Annotated in this window: 14 protein-coding genes and 1 pseudogene; 6 read left to right on the top strand and 9 right to left on the bottom strand. The window is 69.9% G+C overall.

Going from position 1 to position 17655, the window contains the following annotated elements; all coding sequences use genetic code 11:
• The 3 genes from IE330_RS23480 to eccE all read right to left on the bottom strand — a co-directional run.
• Positions 1–1362: SCO5717 family growth-regulating ATPase (locus IE330_RS23480; protein WP_268257328.1), on the bottom strand; the 1362-nt coding region annotated here is incomplete at its 3' end.
• Between the two features lie 528 nt (positions 1363–1890).
• Positions 1891–2679, bottom strand: a complete 789-nt coding sequence (locus tag IE330_RS23475) for a hypothetical protein (protein WP_229925863.1) — start codon at positions 2677–2679, stop codon at positions 1891–1893.
• Positions 2676–4013 carry a type VII secretion protein EccE gene (eccE, locus tag IE330_RS23470; RefSeq protein WP_190138072.1) on the bottom strand — a complete coding sequence of 446 codons (1338 nt, stop codon included), beginning with the start codon at positions 4011–4013 and terminating at the stop codon, positions 2676–2678. Before eccE ends, IE330_RS23475 begins: the two co-directional genes overlap by 4 nt.
• A 173-nt stretch (positions 4014–4186) precedes the next feature.
• Here eccE and eccB point away from each other — a divergent pair, with 173 nt between their 5' ends.
• Positions 4187–5713, top strand: a complete 1527-nt coding sequence (eccB, locus tag IE330_RS23465; protein ID WP_190138071.1) for a type VII secretion protein EccB — start codon at positions 4187–4189, stop codon at positions 5711–5713.
• A 10-nt stretch (positions 5714–5723) separates the two neighbouring features.
• Positions 5724–6986 (top strand): type VII secretion-associated serine protease mycosin, encoded by a 1263-nt coding sequence (gene mycP, locus IE330_RS23460; protein ID WP_190138070.1) that lies wholly within the window; start codon positions 5724–5726, stop codon positions 6984–6986.
• A 125-nt stretch (positions 6987–7111) separates the two neighbouring features.
• Here the strand turns inward: mycP and IE330_RS23455 are convergent, their stop codons facing one another.
• The 4 genes from IE330_RS23455 to IE330_RS23445 all read right to left on the bottom strand — a co-directional run bounded on the left by IE330_RS23455 (position 7112) and on the right by IE330_RS23445 (position 10544).
• On the bottom strand, positions 7112–7456 hold the full coding sequence (locus IE330_RS23455) for a hypothetical protein (protein WP_190138069.1): 345 nt from the start codon (positions 7454–7456) through the stop codon (positions 7112–7114).
• A 306-nt stretch (positions 7457–7762) separates the two neighbouring features.
• Positions 7763–9457, bottom strand: coding sequence for a hypothetical protein (locus IE330_RS23450; RefSeq protein ID WP_308439039.1), 1695 nt, complete (start codon positions 9455–9457; stop codon positions 7763–7765).
• Complete coding sequence (locus IE330_RS40155) at positions 9403–10032, bottom strand: hypothetical protein (RefSeq protein WP_308439038.1); 630 nt, start codon at positions 10030–10032, stop codon at positions 9403–9405. The genes IE330_RS23450 and IE330_RS40155 overlap by 55 nt, the downstream gene beginning before the upstream one ends.
• Positions 10032–10544: a hypothetical protein gene (locus tag IE330_RS23445; protein ID WP_190138068.1), complete on the bottom strand. Its 513-nt coding sequence runs from the start codon at positions 10542–10544 to the stop codon at positions 10032–10034. Before IE330_RS23445 ends, IE330_RS40155 begins: the two co-directional genes overlap by 1 nt.
• Before the next feature lie 836 nt (positions 10545–11380).
• Between IE330_RS23445 and IE330_RS23440 the strand changes: the two genes are divergently transcribed.
• The 4 genes from IE330_RS23440 to IE330_RS23425 all read left to right on the top strand — a co-directional run bounded on the left by IE330_RS23440 (position 11381) and on the right by IE330_RS23425 (position 15400).
• On the top strand, positions 11381–11779 hold the full coding sequence (locus tag IE330_RS23440; protein WP_229925862.1) for a DUF2563 family protein: 399 nt from the start codon (positions 11381–11383) through the stop codon (positions 11777–11779).
• 1678 nt (positions 11780–13457) lie between these two features.
• Positions 13458–14654: a S8 family serine peptidase gene (locus IE330_RS23435; protein ID WP_229925861.1), complete on the top strand. Its 1197-nt coding sequence runs from the start codon at positions 13458–13460 to the stop codon at positions 14652–14654.
• Between the two features lie 71 nt (positions 14655–14725).
• Complete coding sequence (locus IE330_RS23430) at positions 14726–15064, top strand: WXG100 family type VII secretion target (protein WP_190138066.1); 339 nt, start codon at positions 14726–14728, stop codon at positions 15062–15064.
• A gap of 33 nt (positions 15065–15097) precedes the next feature.
• The gene (locus tag IE330_RS23425; RefSeq protein WP_190138065.1) at positions 15098–15400 is read left to right on the top strand and encodes a WXG100 family type VII secretion target; all 303 of its coding nucleotides are present in this window, start codon (positions 15098–15100) and stop codon (positions 15398–15400) included.
• 144 nt (positions 15401–15544) lie between these two features.
• Here IE330_RS23425 and IE330_RS23420 read toward each other — a convergent pair whose 3' ends face one another.
• The gene (locus tag IE330_RS23420; RefSeq protein ID WP_190138064.1) at positions 15545–15955 is read right to left on the bottom strand and encodes a hypothetical protein; all 411 of its coding nucleotides are present in this window, start codon (positions 15953–15955) and stop codon (positions 15545–15547) included.
• Between the two features lie 318 nt (positions 15956–16273).
• Positions 16274–17654: pseudogene (locus IE330_RS23415) on the bottom strand (RHS repeat-associated core domain-containing protein); the annotation flags it as partial.
• Position 17655: the final 1 nt, after the last annotated feature.

The following is a 17655-nucleotide window of genomic DNA, read 5'->3' as shown; positions in this document are numbered from 1 at the left end:
GGCCGTCGGCGCGGCGGGCTGGAACGCGGGCGGCAGTGGCGGCAGCCCGCCCTGCGGCGCGGGCGGCGGCGTCCACGCGGGTGGGGTGGCGCTCTGCGCGGAGTCGCCCGGGGCGGGGGGTTCCTGGGCAGGGGTTCCCGGTGCGGAGCCGGTCTGCACGGGCTCGGTCTGCACGGGCTCGGCCTGGGCGGGCTCGGCCTGGGCGGGGCCGGTCCGCGCGGGGTCGGTCTGCTTGGGGCCGGTCTGCTCGGGGCCGGTCCGCTCGGGGCCGGTCTGCGCGGGCTCGCCCTGCGCGGAGTCCGCCAGTACGGACTCGCCCCGTACGGATGCGGCGGCGGCCGCGGGCCCGGCCTGGGGAGCCTCCGCGTCAGTGGCGGCCGGAGCGTCGGTATCGGGAGCGGACGTGGCGAGGCCCGCCTCGGCCACCGGACCACCGGCATCCGCCGCGGAACCGGCCTCACCTGCCGCACCGGCGTCCTCACGTGCGACTCCGGAGGCGGGGGTGTCGGCCTTCACGGCGTCGTCGGCGCCATCGGCCCCCGCCCTTCCGGAACCGGCCGCCTCACCACCCTCCGGCTCGACCGCGGCCACAGCCTCGGCTTCGGTCCCGGCCGCGGTCGAGGCCTCGTTCGCGCTCTGGGACTTGTCCCCGGTACCGGCCCCGGGCTCCGTCTCGGCTCCGGCCTCCGCCCGAGCCTCCGCCGCAGCAGCCTCGGCCGTGCCCTCGTCCCCGGCCGTACGCGCGTCCGCGTCGAGCCCGGCCATCTCCCGCTTCAGCGCGGCAGCGGAGAACCGCATGGTGGCGCCGCTCTCCACATCACCCGCGGGCCCGGCGAGCGCCCCGCTCCAGTCCGCGGCACCGGCGGAGGCGGGAGGAGCCGGGGAGGCGGGGGGAGCAGCGGCGGCCGGGGGAGCGGCGGGGGCGGCGGGGATCAGCGGCTGCCCGGTGGGAGGCGGCGGCACCGCCCAGTCCGGCTGGAAACCGCTGCCCACGGGGAGCTTGGGCACGACACCGAGGGGAGCGTCAGCACCTTCGGCACCCGCTGCCGGTGCCTCGCCCGCACCACCGTCACCGGACACGGCACCTTCCGACGAGCCGGAGTCGGAGCCGAAGCCGGAGCCGGAAGTAGCGGACGGAACGGGCTCGTCGGGCTCATCGGTGGCGTCGAGTGGCGCCGGCGTGGACACCGGGGGCGACGACGGCGTCTCGCCGGTGCTCCCGGAGGCGTTCTGCGTGTACCAGGCGGGCGGGGCGTAGTCGATGGTGAACTCGCCCGTGGTCTCGGCAGCGGACTCCGCGTCGGACTGATCGTCGACGGGTGTGTCCCAGCCGCCGCGGATCTCGTCCCGATCGCTGTTCACAATGCCTCCTGGTGTGCTCGAGCACGCTCGTGCCGTGGTGGGGGGCGACCGTTCCTGTCGTCCGATCCGCCTGGCTCTCCCCGTGTGCGGGACGCGCACGCCCCACTCGTGGTTCTGACGTCGCGCCCCGTCCCAGCCTAATCACCAAAAGCATGAGCACGGCAGGCCAGTCCGCCCCGCGACCGGCACCCTCCGGACCACCTCTCACTCAAGGACGGCCAACGATTCCCCCGACGCGGAACAAACCGGTCACCGAACGGCAAACGAGCTGAACCACCACGCTCACCCCGCCCGCAGCCCCCACCGAGCACATCTCACAGACCGCCCCCACCTCATGCCCTCCCACCCACCGCCCTCATCAAGCCCACCTCACTCACCGCACACACCAAGCCCACCTCACCCGCCGGCCTTCCAAGCCCACCTCACGCACCGCCCTCACCTCGCCCATCCCACGGACCAAACCCACCCCACTCACCCCACCCCACCTCACCCACTCCACCTCACGCACCCCAGCCGCACGCAACCCCCTCAATCCATACGCCGCGCGGGCCCCAGCAGTCCGTTCTCGGCGTCGGTGGCCCGCGTCGCCACGTACTGCCGGTCGCGCTCGCCGCACCACAGCGTCACCCCGTCCGCCAGCGTCGGCAGGGACTCGACCTCGTGCGGCGACAGCCCGAGGACCCGGCCCACCTGCGTGGCCTCGTCGGGGGAGATCCGCTGCACGCCGACGAGCCGCGCCTGCCGGATGAGGCGGGGCGCGACAGGGCTCACGTACGGCAGGAGGGTGAGCACCGCCTGCCACGGTCCGGACACCACCCGCCCCCGGGGCGGCCGCATCCCGCAGTCCCGCACCACGAGGACCGGGCTCCCCGCCGAGGCGCCCTGGGGAGGCACCCGCCCCACGTCGTGCACCGCCATCCCGCTCGGCCCCACCCCGAGGGCCTGCACCAACTGCCCCCAGAACTGCGGGCGTCCGGTCTCCACAGCCACCCGTGCCCCCGTGGCTGCGGCCCGGAGGGCGATCACCTGCGCCGTCCAGAGACCGCCGATGAGGAGGACGTCGTGCGCGGTGGGCCGATTGACGCCGAGGACGGCGGGCTGCTCCTGCGCGTCGACGCCGATGACGACGCCGTCGTCGCCGATGGGCAGGGCGAGTTCGTCGATCTCCTCCGCGCCGAGCGTGTGCCGTCCGTGGCGCGGCCCGAGCAGCCCGAACCCGCCGCGCGCCCGGCCGCCGGCGGCCGGTGGCACCGGAGGGGGCGGCGCCGCGGGCGGGCCGGCGGAGGCAGGAGTGGCAGGCGGGGGCACCGTGGTCATGAGCGCGCACCTCCGAGCGGCAGGGTGGCGAGCATCCCGGGAAGCTGCTCGCGGTCGAGCCGGAGGAGGCCGACCCCGGCCTGCCGGGACCCCTGTTCCAACGCGGACCGCGCGGCCGCGAGTTCCGTGTCGCCCCGGCCGGTCACCCGGACGTGGCCGCACAGCGACACCTCCCGCCCCTGGCCCGGCCGCAGCGTCAGGCTGAACGTGGTGGCGAGCGTGGGCACCGCGGTGAGCAGGGCGACGAGCCGGGTGAGCGCCGGTGCCCCGGTGTCCGCCAACCGGGGCCAGCGCCGCACCCAGTAGGTGGTGTGCCGCCGGTTGTCGCAGCGCCACGCGCGGACGGTCTCCTCCGTACGCCGCTCCGGTGGTTCGGCGCGTCCGGACTGGGCCGTCACCAGCGGGTTGGCGCACGCCGACGTGGCGAGGGCGGCCGCCAGCTCCTCCTCGGACAGGACCGTGGCCCGGAACCCCGTGCCGCGCAGCCGGCTCGCCAACTGGTCCGCCACGCGCACCGCGCACTTCTGGGCCCCCGCCAGACCGCCCCCGCGCGCCGCCACGGCCTCCGGGCACAGCGCGGGGTCGAGCTTCAGGGCGACCCAGGTGATGCGCACGGACGGCGCACCCGTCCGCGCCTGCAGCGGCGCGTAGTTGCTGACGGCCACGGACTGCTGCGGCAGGTGCAGCGCGGGGGCGGGCTGCGTGTGCAGCACCACCTGCGCGGACTCCAGGCGGATGCCGTCGACCTCCAGCGCGTCCCGGACGAGACCCAGGGGCAGGAACTGTCTGCCGCGCTCGAACCGCACCGCGGCCCCGTCCGCCTCGACCTGGAGGACGACGGTCAGGAACGTGCCGTCGCCCACCATCCCGACCTCGCGCCGGTCACGCCCGCGGTGGGTGTACGTCCGCAGCGAGGGGTCGCACTCCAGGGCCGGGGCGAAGGCGGGGTCCGTCCCCGGCGGGGCCGGGCGCGTGGCCGCGTACCGCGAACGGGCGCGTAACCCCCGTCGCGCGCACCACAGTTCGGGCAGCGAGCGGCCGTGGCGGCGGCCGGCGGCGAGCAGCACGAGCCCCGCCGCGACGACGGCGGCGGGGACCAGGGCCAGCGGGCCCACCACCCAGCCGACCAGCAGGAGAGCGGCGGCGACCTCAAGGAGGACGATCCGTTGCAGACGGAACGGCCCCATCTGGGCCGCGCCGCCGCGCAGACGGGGGGACACGCCCGCCCCGGCGCCCCCGCCGGGCCGCCGCGCGTCCGGCCCGCCGGCGTCGGCGGAACTCCCCGTCGCGGGTCCGGTCCGCCTCCGTACCCGTGCGCGTACCGCGGAAGCCATCATCCCCACCCCGTGTATCTCCCGAATTGCCCTGTCCGGGACGCCTCTTGAGGGCCCCGGACCTCACCCACCCCACACGCGTGACTACACAACAGGCATAGTAGGGGCTCGGTCTGACAACGGAGCGGCGGGGACACCGGCCCCCGCGTCGACAAGGGGGGACACGGACGCCCATGGCATCGCGGCGCGACGAACTCAACGCCTACACCTTCGCGAAGCGCCGTACGCTCGCGGCCTTCCTCCAGTCGGCGCCCGTGGGCTCGGAGGAAGGCGCGCCGCGCCCACTGCGCGCGGTGCTGCCCGGAGTCGTCGTGGGCGTGGTCGTCCTCGCGGTCTTCGGGGCCTGGGGCATGCTCAGACCGGCGGCCAAGCCCGGCTGGGACGAGCCGAAGGAGCACGTGATCATCGCGAGCAAGTCCACCACCCGGTACGTCGTGCTGAAGACCGACGGCGAGCGCCAACTGCACCCGGTCCTCAACATGGCCTCGGCGAAGCTCCTGCTCGACGCCGACAAGGGCGACGTCATCAAGGTCGACGAGTCCGTCCTCGACAACGGGAAGATCCCGCACGGCGCCACCATCGGCATTCCCTACGCCCCCGACCGCCTCCCCTCCGCGGACGAGGCCGCCTCCGCCAAGCGGTGGGCGGTGTGCGAGCGGCCCGTCCAGGGCGGCCGGTCCATCCAGAAGGCCGCGTTCGTCCTCGCGGAGCGCGAGCAGGACCGCACCGACGGCCGCGAACGCCTGCGCGGCGGCGAGCTGCTGTACGTCGTCGGCCCCGACAGGACCCGCTACGTCGTCGACGCGCACGGCCGCGCGTACCGCGTGTCCGCCACGGACGAGCACCTGCTGCGCACCCTGGTCAGGTCCGGCAGCGAGCCGCAGCGGGTGTCCCGGGAGTGGCTGTCGACGCTGCACCGCGGCGACCGCGTCCGCTTCCCGAAGGTGGACGGCGTCCCCGGCAGCGACGCGCACGTGCGGAGCCTCAAGGACCCCGCGGTGAACAAGGTGGGCATGGTCCTGCGCGCCCGCGACGGGGACCGCATGCGGCACTACGTGGTCCTGCCCGGCCGCGTCGCGCCGGTGTCCGACTTCACCGCCCACCTGCTGCTCGCCAGCAGGGACCTGGTCGACCTGGGGCAGAACGGCATCGCCCGCAACATCAGCTCCGGCGCCTTCAGCCCCGCCGCCGAGCGGTTCGGGGCGGAGTACCGGTGGCCGAGCGAGACCCCGAAGCCGGCCAACGAGGCCTCCACCGGGCGCGGCAGCCGCAACACCGTCTGCAACGTCCTGCGCCACGTGGACCCCGACAACGGCAGGACCACGCTCAGCACCTGGGCGGGCGAGGACTTCCCCGCGCCGCTGCCCACCGGCTCCTCCAGCGCCTACGTCACGCCCGGATCGGGCCAGCTCTACCGCCAGTTCACCGGTACGGACACCTCGTCCGGCGGCCTCTTCCTGGTGACCGACACCGGCCTGCGGTACGCGATGCAGTCCAACAGCGACAGCGCGACGCGCGACGCGGGGATCGGCACCTCCGCCGAGCAGCGCAAACAGCAGCAACAGGAGGCCCAGCAGGCCCAGACCCGCCTCGGGTACGGGGACGCGGAGGTCGGCCGGGTGCCCGCGGACTGGTCCACGTTCCTGCCCACCGGCCCCCGGCTGTCGACGGCGGCGGCACGCCAGCCGCAAGGCTCGTAAGGAGCCCGCGATGACCTACGAAGCTTCCTCCCGGCCTCGGAGAGCCACGGTCCCGGCCGCGGTCGCGGTCTCGTTCGCGGCCCTGGCCGTCACGGCGGCGACGGCCGCCCCCGCCGCCGCGGAGCCCTCGGCCACGGACCAGTGCACCTTCCCGTCCAAGAAGTACGCCGGCCGCCCCTGGGCGCTCCAGCGTGTCCTCCTCGACGAGCTCTGGCGCCAGTCCACGGGCAAGGGCGTACGCGTGGCGGTGATCGACACCGGGGTGGACGTCAAGAACCCGCAGCTCAAGCGGGCCGTGGACGTGTCACGCGGCCGCAACTTCCTGCCCCGGGACCTCAAGGACGACAACGGCAACAAGATCGACCGGGGCAAGCCGAACGGGACCACGGACACCGTCGGCCACGGCACCCGCGTGGCGGGCATCATCGCGGCCCGCCCGGCCAAGGGCACCGGGTTCGTGGGCCTCGCCCCCGACGCGACGATCATCCCCGTCCAGCAGAACGACGCGGAGGGCCACGGCACGACCGACACCCTCGCCAAGTCCATCGACTACGCGGTGGCCCAGGGGGCGCAGGTCATCAACATCTCCCAGGACACGGCGGACGCGGTGCGCCCGGCCCCCCAGCTCGAGCAGGCGGTGCGCAGGGCCCTGGCGCGCCACACCGTGATCGTCGCCTCCGCGGGCAACGACGGCCTGGGCGGCAACGTCAAACCGACCTACCCCGCCTCCTACGAGGGCGTCCTGGCGGTCGCCGCCTCCGACCGCAACAACGAACGCGCCCCCTTCTCCCAGTCCGGCGACTTCGTGGACGTCGCCGCCCCCGGCGTCGACATGATCTCCACGGTGCCCGGCGGCGGGCACTGCGCCGACAACGGCACCAGCTTCGCCGCCCCGTACGTCGCCGGCCTCGCGGCCCTCATCAAGGCCAAGCACCCCCGGTGGACGCCGCGCCAGGTCACCGCCCAGATCCAGCAGACAGCGGAACGCTCCATCGCGGGCCACGACCGCCTGGTCGGCTGGGGCGTGGTCGACCCGGTCCGCGCCCTCACGGAAGACAACCACCCGATCGAACGACCCACCCCCCGAGAGGGCCTCACCCGAGCGAAGGCCCCCACGGCGGCGGAACTCCACGTGGGCGAAACCCCGACGGAACGCACGGCACGCATCGCGGCGTACGTGGCGGTGGGGACGGTGGTTGTGGTGGCGGGGCTGGGCGGGGTGGGGGTGGCGACAAGGGACGCGCGCCGACGCAGCCCGAAGGCTGGGGGGTGAGGTGAGGGCGCCGTACTTCGTCACCGTGCTGAGTGCTCGGGCGCAGCGAGGCTCGCCCATGGCGCACCAGCGTGGTTCTGGTGCCCGATAGGGGCGTCAACCGACTACCCCTTGACTTCAGTAGGTCACGGCTGCGCGGGCAAACGGGAGGGAAGGCCGCACCCTGCGTCCTGATGTGCGAACTTCGCAGCCCGGACGGTCAGTTCGGTCAGCTTCTTCCGCGCTTCATCTTCGCTGCTCTCCACTGCTTGTTTGAGCTGGACGATCACACTGAGGTTGTACTCCCCGCCAGGAACCTTGCCGTCCGCCAGGCATGGCACGAAAACAGCCGCCTGTGTGGGGGAGACGAGACCTTTGTCTCCAGCCGGAAAGCTATGGTATTCGTCGCTGTTCTGCTGCCCATCGAAAACCTCAGCCTTGGCCCATCCTCTCGGTGGCTCGGCACGCATCATTTCGGTGCGGGCGCTCATCAGTATCCTGTTCTCACTTCTGGCGAAGCAGGCGGAGGTGTAGGTCCCTCTGCTGGAATCCGCGCGTGTCCCCGGTGTCTCCTGAAATGAGTACGTGGCTGCTTCTGGGAGAAGTGATCTCAGATCCTTGGCTGCCTCGACTTGGCTGCCGAGTGACTCGCAGATATCGGCGGTCTCAATGTTGCCCGAGTGTGCAGAGTTCTCGAATGGAGGAACGTCCATCAAGCACGCCACAACCAGGAAAACCGAGACCCCGGCTAGCACCGCTCCTGGAACGATGAACTTCTGTCGAGTGGTGAACAACCCTCAGTCCTCTCTCTCCAGTTGCCTCGGCGTGCCCTGCCCCTCGAAAGCATCCGCAATATTTGTCTTGGCGTGATCAAAGCCCGACTCGGCCGCGGCTGCCGCAGCCGAGACGATGTGCGGCGACGGACGGCCGGCGGCTTCTCCTGCCTTTCGTGCTGCTTCCTCGACGAGTTTGTACGTGGATTCCTTGGTTCCCTGCATATCCTCCCCGTTACGGTAGATCACGTCACCAGCCCCATCTCTCATGGACCCTTTGATGATGGTGTCAATGATCTCGTCCGCAGCCGTCCCGGCCACCCCGCCGGCAACAATTCCACCGGGACCGGCGAAGGGCGTGGTTCCCAGGCCGACACCGATTCCGACGGCTGTTCCACCCCACGTTTTCACGTGTTCCAGGGTGGTGTTGTAGCTCTGGTCTCTTCCCCCTGCCTCCAGCTCGCTCTCGTACGCCCGACCGCCGCCGATGATTCCTTCGATCTCGCCGGCGACAGAGGCAACACCTTCGATTCCTTTCTTGAGGTTCTCCCCCGTGGAGAACGAAGAGTCAGTAATGTACGCTTCCGGGTGGCGGAAGTGGTATTCCATCAGGCTTGTGGTGTAGCCGTGCTGTCCCAGATTGACGGCGACATATCCCTCTGGGTTTCGGCCCAGGGTGTACAAGAAGCGAGTAGTGTCGTGCTCGCCGAGTGATGCAGCAGTTCCGGCGACGGGGAAAAGTCGCTCTTCATTCGCCTCGCCGGGATGCAGGGCCCTGTGAATATCGGGCATGTATTCGGACGCGATCTTTCCGAAGCTGTCGGCCATGAAGCCGTGGTCGGTCAAGCGCTCAGGTTTTTCCGAAATCGATGCAACGATGTTCTGCGCCAGCTCGGACTGCCCGGGATCATGGGCCGGTGTGTCCGCAGTGGGAAATTCCCCGGCAGGGTGCCCGGTCGTGGCGGCCTCCAGGGCCAGGGCCAAGTTGTTGCGGCCCGTGATGCTGGTTTCGCCGTCGTCCGTCCGCTCGACCGGCCAGTCCCGTTCCTCGAAGAGGTAGTGGAAGTTCGACAGCGACCGGTCGTCCCCGTCGGGCTTCGAGGTGAACGAGTCGTTGAAGAAGCTCGTCGCCGCGTCCGGGCTGTTGGACAGGCCCTTCAGATAACCGGCCAGCGGATCCCACCCCGGGTCGCTGCCCGTGCGGTTGAGGTAGGGGGAGTTGGGAGTGTGCCGCCACGCTCCGTGCGTACCACCGCTCGTCATCTTCTTCTCGGTGTCCATGAGCGACGACCCATACCGCCGAAGGAATTCGTCGTCATAGTCACCCCACCGCATCAGATTGCTCATGACCTGGAATCCGAGCGGACCACTGGGCGTCCGCACAGGCTGGCCCCCCTGGTCGATGATCTGCCGTTTCCAGTCGGCCATGCCCGCGGAATCGCTCCGGCTGGCCGTGGCCAACGTGAGGCCCAGATGCTTCTGCAGATCGTCGAACCGTTCGCGCCGCGCATCCCCCAGATCCGGATTGGCCCCGGGTTCATTGATCCCGGACCAGAACTCCAAGGTCCCCTTCGCGCCGAGCCGCGAGGCGAAGCGGTCCGCGAACAGCGGGTCCTTCGCGTACTCCTTCAACCCGGAATTCAGCCTGTCGAACTCCCTGGCCGTCAGGTCCCCCGGATCCTTCCCGGCCAGCTTCGACAGCTCGTCCGCCTTCTCCACCGCCGCGACCGCGCTGTCCCGATCCTTGTACGTGACCGCAGAGAACCCGTACCTGCTCTGATCGGCGATCGCCCTGAGCACATTGCTCCGGTGCTGTCGCTCTCCGTCGCCTCGTCGAGGATGCGCTGGACCTCGTCCCGCAGGGCGGCCACGTCACGCTCACCGTGCTCCGGAACGGAGTTGCCCTTCCCCGCGCGGTCCGGGTGGACGTTCATGCTGACGGTGAAGCCGCCGCCACCCGTGGCGGTGACGGTCAGGTTCTTCTCCAGGCCCCGCTCGACGGCCTCCTCGAGGCGACGGTGGTGGCGCTTCAGCTCGTCGCGCGTGTCGCTGAGGATCCGGTGGACGGACTTCGCCTGCGCGTGGGCGTCCTTGAACTCCCCGGCCGTCTTGCCGATGAACTCCCGCGAGACGGTGGCGTTGACACCGGCCCAGTTCGCCCGGTTCGCCGCGCCCCGCAGGCCGACCCCGGCGTCGCGCTCCAGGCGCTCCAAATGGTCCACCAGCAACGACCAGTCGGACACGGCGTCGTCGAGCAGCGTGAAACTGGCCGAGCGCAGGGCGTCGTAATCCATCAGGAGTCCTTCCGCTCACCCGGCTGCGGGCCGTACACCGGGTTCCGCTTCCCGGGTTCGCCCACCCGGTCGTCGAAGCCGGCGTCCAGGACGTCGATGCTGCTCATCTTCCGCTGGATGAAGTGCTCGTCGCCCTGGTGCAGCTTCTTCGTGACACGCATGTGGTTCGAGATGTGCGCACAGGCGTCCATGAGGGACCGGAGCTGCTCCTCCCAGCGGTTCGCCACGTGCTGCAGGCCGCCCCCGAGGGCGAAGCCCTGGCTCGTGAGGTCCCCCGCGGCGCGGTCGCTGCTGGGAATCGCGACACGCGCCTTGTTCCAGAGCCGGTCGTACAACTGGAACGCCCGCTCGCCGACCTTCGAGAGATCGTCGTTGTGCACCTTCAACTCACCGTACGAGCCCGGGGCCGCCCCCGGAGCACCCGCGTCGGTGTCGGCCTGGTTCAGCCGCATGTGCGCCGAACGGCCCTCGGTCGCCCGCGCCTTGAGCTGCTCCCACTCGTCCCACGCCATAGGCCCGCTTTCCCCCGTCCCCTCAGCACCTAGCTGCCGATGGCCGTCTCCCGGCCCACTTCCCACTCGCTTCCGGCTCAACGACCCAACTCTTTCGGAGGTGTGCGGAGCCATGAGCTGTCCGACGCCATCGAGGCCGAGTCCGTGTGCTTGGTTGACTGGTTACGTACGCTGGGCGAGCGGGTCGCGGTACGACTCACCCGACGGAACAGCCCCGTGACCGTGCCCGCTCACGCCGAGCCAGGCACGCACGCTCTCCCGCGGGGAATCAGCCACCTGAGCCGCATCCAGCCAATGAGGGCCAGGTCGGCGCGGCGCCGCGAGCCTCGTTGTCGCCGCGCGTCGGGAAACTGAGTATGGCTACTCAGACGCCTGAGTAGCGGACACGCTGCCCGCGCCCCGGCTGTTACGGCAGTGTGCTTCGCACGCAGGAGTGACCCGGTCGGCGTCGACGTTGCCTCCGCGACTTCCATGGCAGTGCAGTCGCAGACGGTGGGAAGGCGCGGAGCGGCCCGGTGCCCGAGCTTCGGCCGGTCCCGGCGTCCGACGGCGCGAGCTGGGCGTTGATCGACATCCACGCGTCGGCGTCGGTACGCATCCCACGGTGGCCAGTTTGCAACTGCCGTGTCGCAAAGGCTAGTTGGATGTCACTCCCTGTGTGGCTAGAGTGACGACGGTGTGAGCGCGACCGGTACGGAGGCCCGCCGGGGCCCGATGCCGTCGCGTGTTCGCTTGTGCAGGCGAGCGGGGGGACGGGGAGGGGCTTCGTGCTTGAGGACGGATACAGAAGTTCGGCGCCACCGGCAGGCGCTGATCTCAAGCGTGGCTTAGAGGCGTTGAAGAGGTTCCGGCGGCGCATCGACACGCTGCTCACCGAGTTCGAGGGCTCGGACGGCGGCTCGTCGAGGGTCGGCCGCCAAAAGGTCGCCCGAGCCTCCTTCAGCGGCGCGGGCGCCCCCTTCCCCGAGGCCGACGGCCTGTACGCGCAGTACGACCAGGTGCACGAGCGGCTCACCTCGCTCTCCAAGATGCTCGGCGACCAGATCGAGGCCATGAGCATCGCCGTCCACGGCGCGGACGTCGGCTTCGACAACCTGGAGGACGACCTGCGGCAGCGCTTCTGGGCGATTCAGACTTCGGTCGGTCGTGAGCAGGCACTCGCTGTTCCGCAGCGTGGTGGCAAGGCCGACGCAGGCAACGGCCGCGGCAGCGAGCAGTTCGAACCGGGGTGGTAGGCGTGAGCTTCGAAGGTCACAGGCTCAACGACATGATCGACCTGGTCGAGCACGCGAATCCAGCCGATCTGGAGAGCGCGGGCGAGGCGCTCAAGAAGGCGCGGGACGCCATCGCGACGGCGGCCGCCGAGCTCGGCGATCACATCGACCGGGTGGACTGGGAGGGCGAGGCCGGGCGGGCGTTCCGCAAGTGGGGCAAGAAGCTGGTGAAGGAGACACATCAGCTTTCCGACTTCGCCGACGTCGCCGGCGCCCAGATCGCGTCGGCCGGTGCGGGCCTCGCCTCCGTACGCAGCTCCATGCCGCCGCGGGACACCCGCACCGATCCCAAGGCGGTGGAGGACATCCCCACCCCGAAGAGGGTGGACGGCAACGAGGAGTACCAGGCCGCGGTCAAGGCAGAGAAGCACCGACAAGAGGCGATCAACCAGATGAACAGGTTGGCGTCGTTCTACCGGGTGTCGCAGCACGAGATGGCGACACAGGAGCCGCCCACGTTCTCGGCTATGCCGGATGTGGGGGTGCCGCGGCCGCAGGCTGGTGGTCCCGGTGATGCTCGTAGCGTGCCGCGGGCGGTGCCCACCATCGCCGGTGGCCCTCCTTCGTCGGTGCCACACGAACCAGCCGACCCACCGCCCCCGACACACGGGGGGCCAGATCGCCCCTTCACTTCGCCCGAGGATCTCCGCGCCCCGATCACTCCGCTGGACCGGCCTGCTGGCGCGGATCCAGTGGGTACGAAGATCGACAGTATTGATCCGTTGCCGCCGCAGCCTGCTGGGCCATCGCCGAGTTCGTCGCCCTCTGGGCCTGGTCCAACGAATACGCCGGGAGGCCCGCTTCCTCTTCCGGGGGGTAACCCTGTCAAGCCGCTAGGCGGCCCGCCCGGCCGGGCATACCGTCCTGGTGCAGGCGAGAAGCCGCCGCTGCCTGTGCAGGGGCGGCCAGGAGCGGGAGAGCCAACCGGACGGTCCGGGCGAAGCCCCTCGGAGCCGGTAGCCCGTACCGTTCCTGTGGCCCCCGGGCGAGGGGGCAACGTTCCGATTACGCCTGTGCAGGCGCCGGCGGGACGCGGTATGCCGGGGAGTACGTCACAACCACGGGACGTGCCAAGCCCGCGTTCTGGAGTTCCGGGCATCACTGGGACCCCACGTGCCGATGGTGTAGTCGGCGGCAGGCCCGCACCGGGCCCCACAGCCGGGCTGGTCGGACCCAGGACGCCGCGTGGTCCGGCGATCGGCGCGGAAGGCGTCGGTAACTCGCGCACTGGAGGTGGCCCAGGACCGCGTGGGATTGTGGGGGCCACCCCCATCGGTTCGGGCGCGGGGCCGCGTCACGCTGGGCGCAACTCTGACGGTGTGGTGGGAACTCCCACTGGGCGCACAGGCACGGCCAGGGGCTACCGGAATGGATTCACCCCGGGCGGCACCGGTCTGGTACGTGGTTCTGCGGGCGGTCACCGGCGGTCCAAGGACGAAGACGAAACTACACAGCGGCCTGACTACCTTCTTGAGGACGAAGAGACCCATCTGCCGAATGGGCGGCGTCAAGTTCCGCCGGTGATCGACTAATGGCGAGTAAGGACGTGCTAGGCGTGGAGTCGAGGTTTGGCGGAAACGGCGGAGGAGCTGCGTTGCGAGCGGGTATGAGGCGGCGCCGTATCGTCTCCACGGGTTCGGTGGCTGGCGCGCTTGCTCTTCTGTTTTTCGGGCAGGCGCCAGCAGCGATTGCTGACGACGTTCCGTCGAAACAGTGGTACTTGGACGCCATGCGGGCCGAAGCCATGTGGAAGGTCAGCACCGGCGAGGGCATCACAGTCGCGGTTGTGGACAGCGGCGTCTCCGAGACCCCGTCACTCGAAGGACGTGTGCACGCCGGTAAGGACGTCACGGGCATGAGGGGTGATGCCTTGGATGACTACAACGGGCACGGAACCACGATGGCGGAGTTGATTGCGGGTTCCGGCAAGGGGGGCGGCCTCAAAGGCCTCGCGCCGGGTGTCGAGGTGGTTGCGGTGCGCACCAGCCTCAAAGGTGCGAACAACAACAGGGAGAGCGACAGCGCCGAAGCCATCCGGGCTGCCGCAGACAGCAAGGCGCACATTATCAGCATGTCCATCAGTTCTGATGTGATGTACCCAGACGAGGAAGATGCCGTGAAGTATGCATTTTCCAAAGGGAAGCTGTTGTTCGCCAGTGTTGGAAATGAAGCAGAAAAGAAAAACTTCATCGGATATCCCGCTGCATACCCAAGCGCTGTCGGAATCTCCGCCGCGGACAAGTCAGGTAAGGTCGGTAAGTTCTCTGAGTTCGGCAAGTTCGTGGATCTGGCCGCGCCGGGACTGGATATTCCGCAATGGTGTGACGCGACCTTCCGCTCCTACTGTGATGGTGGTAGCGGCACCAGTGCCGCCACTGCCCTCGCCTCAGCCTCAGCCGCTCTCATCTGGTCCAAGCACCCCGACTGGACCGCCAACCAAGTCCTGCGCGTGCTGATCGAAACTGCGGGTCGGAGTTGGCCGAAGGACGAGCCCAGTGACTACCTCGGCTACGGACTGGTCCGCCCTTCGTGGCACCTCTTGAAGAACAGGGGAAACCCAGGCCCCCCGGACCTCGACCCCATCACCAACAAGAAGACGCCCGGCGTCGGCTCAGCGGCCTCCGGTTCCTCGGGTTCCTCGAAGAAGGAGCCCTCGGCACCCGCGTCGCAACCCCCGAAGGACGCCGGGGACAGTAAGCCGGCCGCCGTCGTGTCGAGCGCGCGGTCCGAGGAGGACGACGGCAGTCCGGTGTGGATCGTCGCGGGCTCCGTCGCCGCCGCCGCGGTGATCGGCGGCGCGGCCTTCGCGCTCGTGCGGAAGCGGCGCAACGCCTGAGCAGCTCAGGTACGACTGGCGTCGCCGCGCCTCAAGGAAAGCCCAACAGCTCACGTAGGGAGAGCCCGCTCATGGCCGACGGCCGGAAGCTCAATGACCAGGAAGTCGCGCTGCTGGAGAAGGAGATCGTCGACAAGTACGACTCCGTCCAGAAGCAGCTCAGGCGCCTGCAGGGAACGCTGGACACGATGGAGGCGAACTGGCGCGGTATCGGCGCGCACGCCTTCGACAAGAAGCAGACGGAGATCAACCAGCACATGCAGGCCATCGGCCGCATCCTCGTCGACTTCCTGGACGGCATCAGCGCCAACCGCAAGGACAAGGACCGGCTCGAGGACGAGGTCCGCGCGAGCATGAACAGCATCGATGTGCAGTACGGCGGCAAGCACTCGGCCATCAGCAGCTACTGAGTCCGGCCGTAACCACCCAGAGACGAGGCACGCATGGCAAACGTTCACTTCGACGAGCTCGCCGTCAAGTACGGCGGTCTTGACGCGATCACCACGGAGCTCGGCATCCAGGCGAAGCAGTTGGAGGCCGACCTGGCCGACATCAAGAAGGCGGTGGCCCGGGTCGCCGAGGGCTGGGAGGGCGAGGCCCACCAGGCGTACGTCCTGAAGCAGAAGGAGTGGGACCAGCACGCCGAGGCGATCCACCAGGCGCTCATGCAGATCGGCCAGAAGGTCGGCCAGGCGGGCGGTGACTACCGCGGCGGCGACCTGAAGGGGGCCAGCTACTTTCAGTGAGGCCGGAAGCCGACGGGGCACAGCGGGGTGGGCATGCGCGGGAGATGCCCACCCCGTCGTGCTGCTTGGGGGAGCTCCGCTTCGGAAGACAAGCAGTAAGGCTTCGCTTCGCGACGGGGGGCGAGAGCCGTGGAGGCGCGCACATCAGTCGTCTCGGAGTCGTGAAAACTTGTGGATGGCTGCTCTTAGTTCTTCCATTTCGTATCCGGTGCGGAGATGAAGCTCGCGGGGGCTCATTCTCGAGACCGGGAGATTGAGGAGTTGGGTCCACGCGGTTGCGGATCGTGGGGAGATGCTGACCTCGACCTCGTTCGTCGAGTCGGACTGGGCAATCTCTGAGACCTCCAGGGGTTCGAGCTTCTGGTCCACGGTGAACTTCACTGCGGTCGCGTGGTCGATACGCTTCCGTAGCCGACGCATGGTGCTGATCATCAAGGATCGGTCTTCGGGAGTCCACGTGCCTTCCGGAAGCTGGCCTTCCGGGAGCTCGAGTACCTGGTGCGCTGCCTGGAAGAGAGCCTTGAGGGAATCTCGATCCAGTGACGTGGAAGTCATGTACATCTCCTTCGTCGTTGACTCATTCCAGGACGTTGTCGAACCAATCCTTCCCTCCTCTCGGTGTGAAGACCGTGCCGCCCTCCCCGTCCTCAATCACTACCGCCTCCTTGTCCGGGTCCCAGTATCCGACGCGACCGTGGCGCAGGTTGTAGCGGATGTCCAGACCGGGGACATCTTCATTGATGACGCCGTCCACGTAGACGTCAAGGGCGTTGGGGTGGACGCCTCTGACGTAATGAGTTCCATCGCCGTCCGGTCGAAGCGCCTCCTCGCTCGCATGTCGCGCGATCTCTCGGGCGACTGGATCGATGTCCGGACACTTGCTGGGGGCGAGACCAAGGGGGTCGATCCGTATGTGAGGGTTGTGGATGTACGTAGTGGGGTTCGGGGCCGGCTGCAGTCCCAGAGGGTCGATGGTGAGATATCGAGCCGTCTCCGGGTCGTAATGCCGGAAGTAGTTGTAATGCAGCCCCGTCTCCGGGTCGAAGTACTGTCCCGGAAAGCGCAGCGGCGTGTACGTCGTGCTGTCCGCCGTCCACGCCGTCGTCCCCCACAGTGTGCTCCGCGTGCGCCACGCGATCTCGCCCCGTTCGTCCACCAGCTCGCTCGGGGTGCCCACCAGGTCCGTGACGATCGCGAAGAAGCGGGAGTCGACCTCGGTCCGGGAAGCCTCAGAAGCCGAGGCAAGGTCGGAAGCCTCAGGAGGCGGGCCGGCAGTGCCGTGGGCCCAGGCGGGCCCGGCGTGCACATCGGGGCCGGTCTCCCCGCCTGCCACAGGTGCTTCCCGCGGCACGATGCGTTCCGTCTGGGCTATCGGGCGCAATCCGGCGTGGTCCCACGTCAGTGTGACCGGGTTCGGCAGGTGGTCGGGCGCCGTCGTGGTCTGTTCGCACAGGGTCGTGCCGTCCCATGTGAAGACGGTCCGTTCCGTCACCGTCGTGCCGTCGGGGGACAGGCGGAGCTTGGCCGTGCGGCGGCCCAAGGGGTCGTACGTGTAGTGCCAGACCGTGCCGTCGGGGGTGGTCGTCGAGGTGAGGCGGTCCTCCGCGTCCCAGGTGTGGCGCCAGGTGTCGGGCTTGCGTGACAGGCGGGTCTTCCGGCGCAGGGTGACGCGGCCCAGCGCGTCGTGTTCGTAGCGGACGGCGCCCGCGCGGGTGAGGGCCGTGCCCGTGTAGGCGCGGGGGCCGGTCGCCTCGTGGCCGGGGTGGGTGGCGGGCCAGTCCGCCGTCGTCTGGTTGCCCGCCTCGTCGTAGGCGTACGTCTCCGTCCAGTTCGCCGCGTGCACCGCGGTGACCCGGCCCGCCGGGTCCAGGTCGAAGCGGCGGGCGCCGTCGAGGTGGTCGTCGACGCCGATGAGGTGGCCGTCCGCGCGGTAGGAGTAGGCGCGGTGCTGGATCGCGCGGCCGTCCCGCGCGGCGACCGTCTGGCCGGTGAGGCGGCCGAGCGCGTCGAAGGCGTTGGTGAACGCCGCGAACCCCCCTACGTCGCGGCCCAGTTCGCGGCCCACCGCGTCGTACGCGAAGTCGATCGTGCGGCCCGACGTGGTCAGGCGCGCCCGGCGGCCCGCCGCGTCGTACGTCCATGTGCTCGTCGCCCCGGAGGGCGTGGTGCGGCCCGTGCGGCGGCCCAGCTCGTCGTACGTGTACGTCAGCGCGCGGCCGTCGACCGTCTCGGAGCGGAGCCGGCCGAAGCGGTCG

This window comes from Streptomyces longispororuber (assembly GCF_014656095.1).
GTDB lineage: Bacteria > Actinomycetota > Actinomycetes > Streptomycetales > Streptomycetaceae > Streptomyces > Streptomyces longispororuber.
The sequence above is the reverse complement of the archived record's forward strand: the minus strand, read 5'-3'. Positions and strand labels throughout refer to the sequence as shown.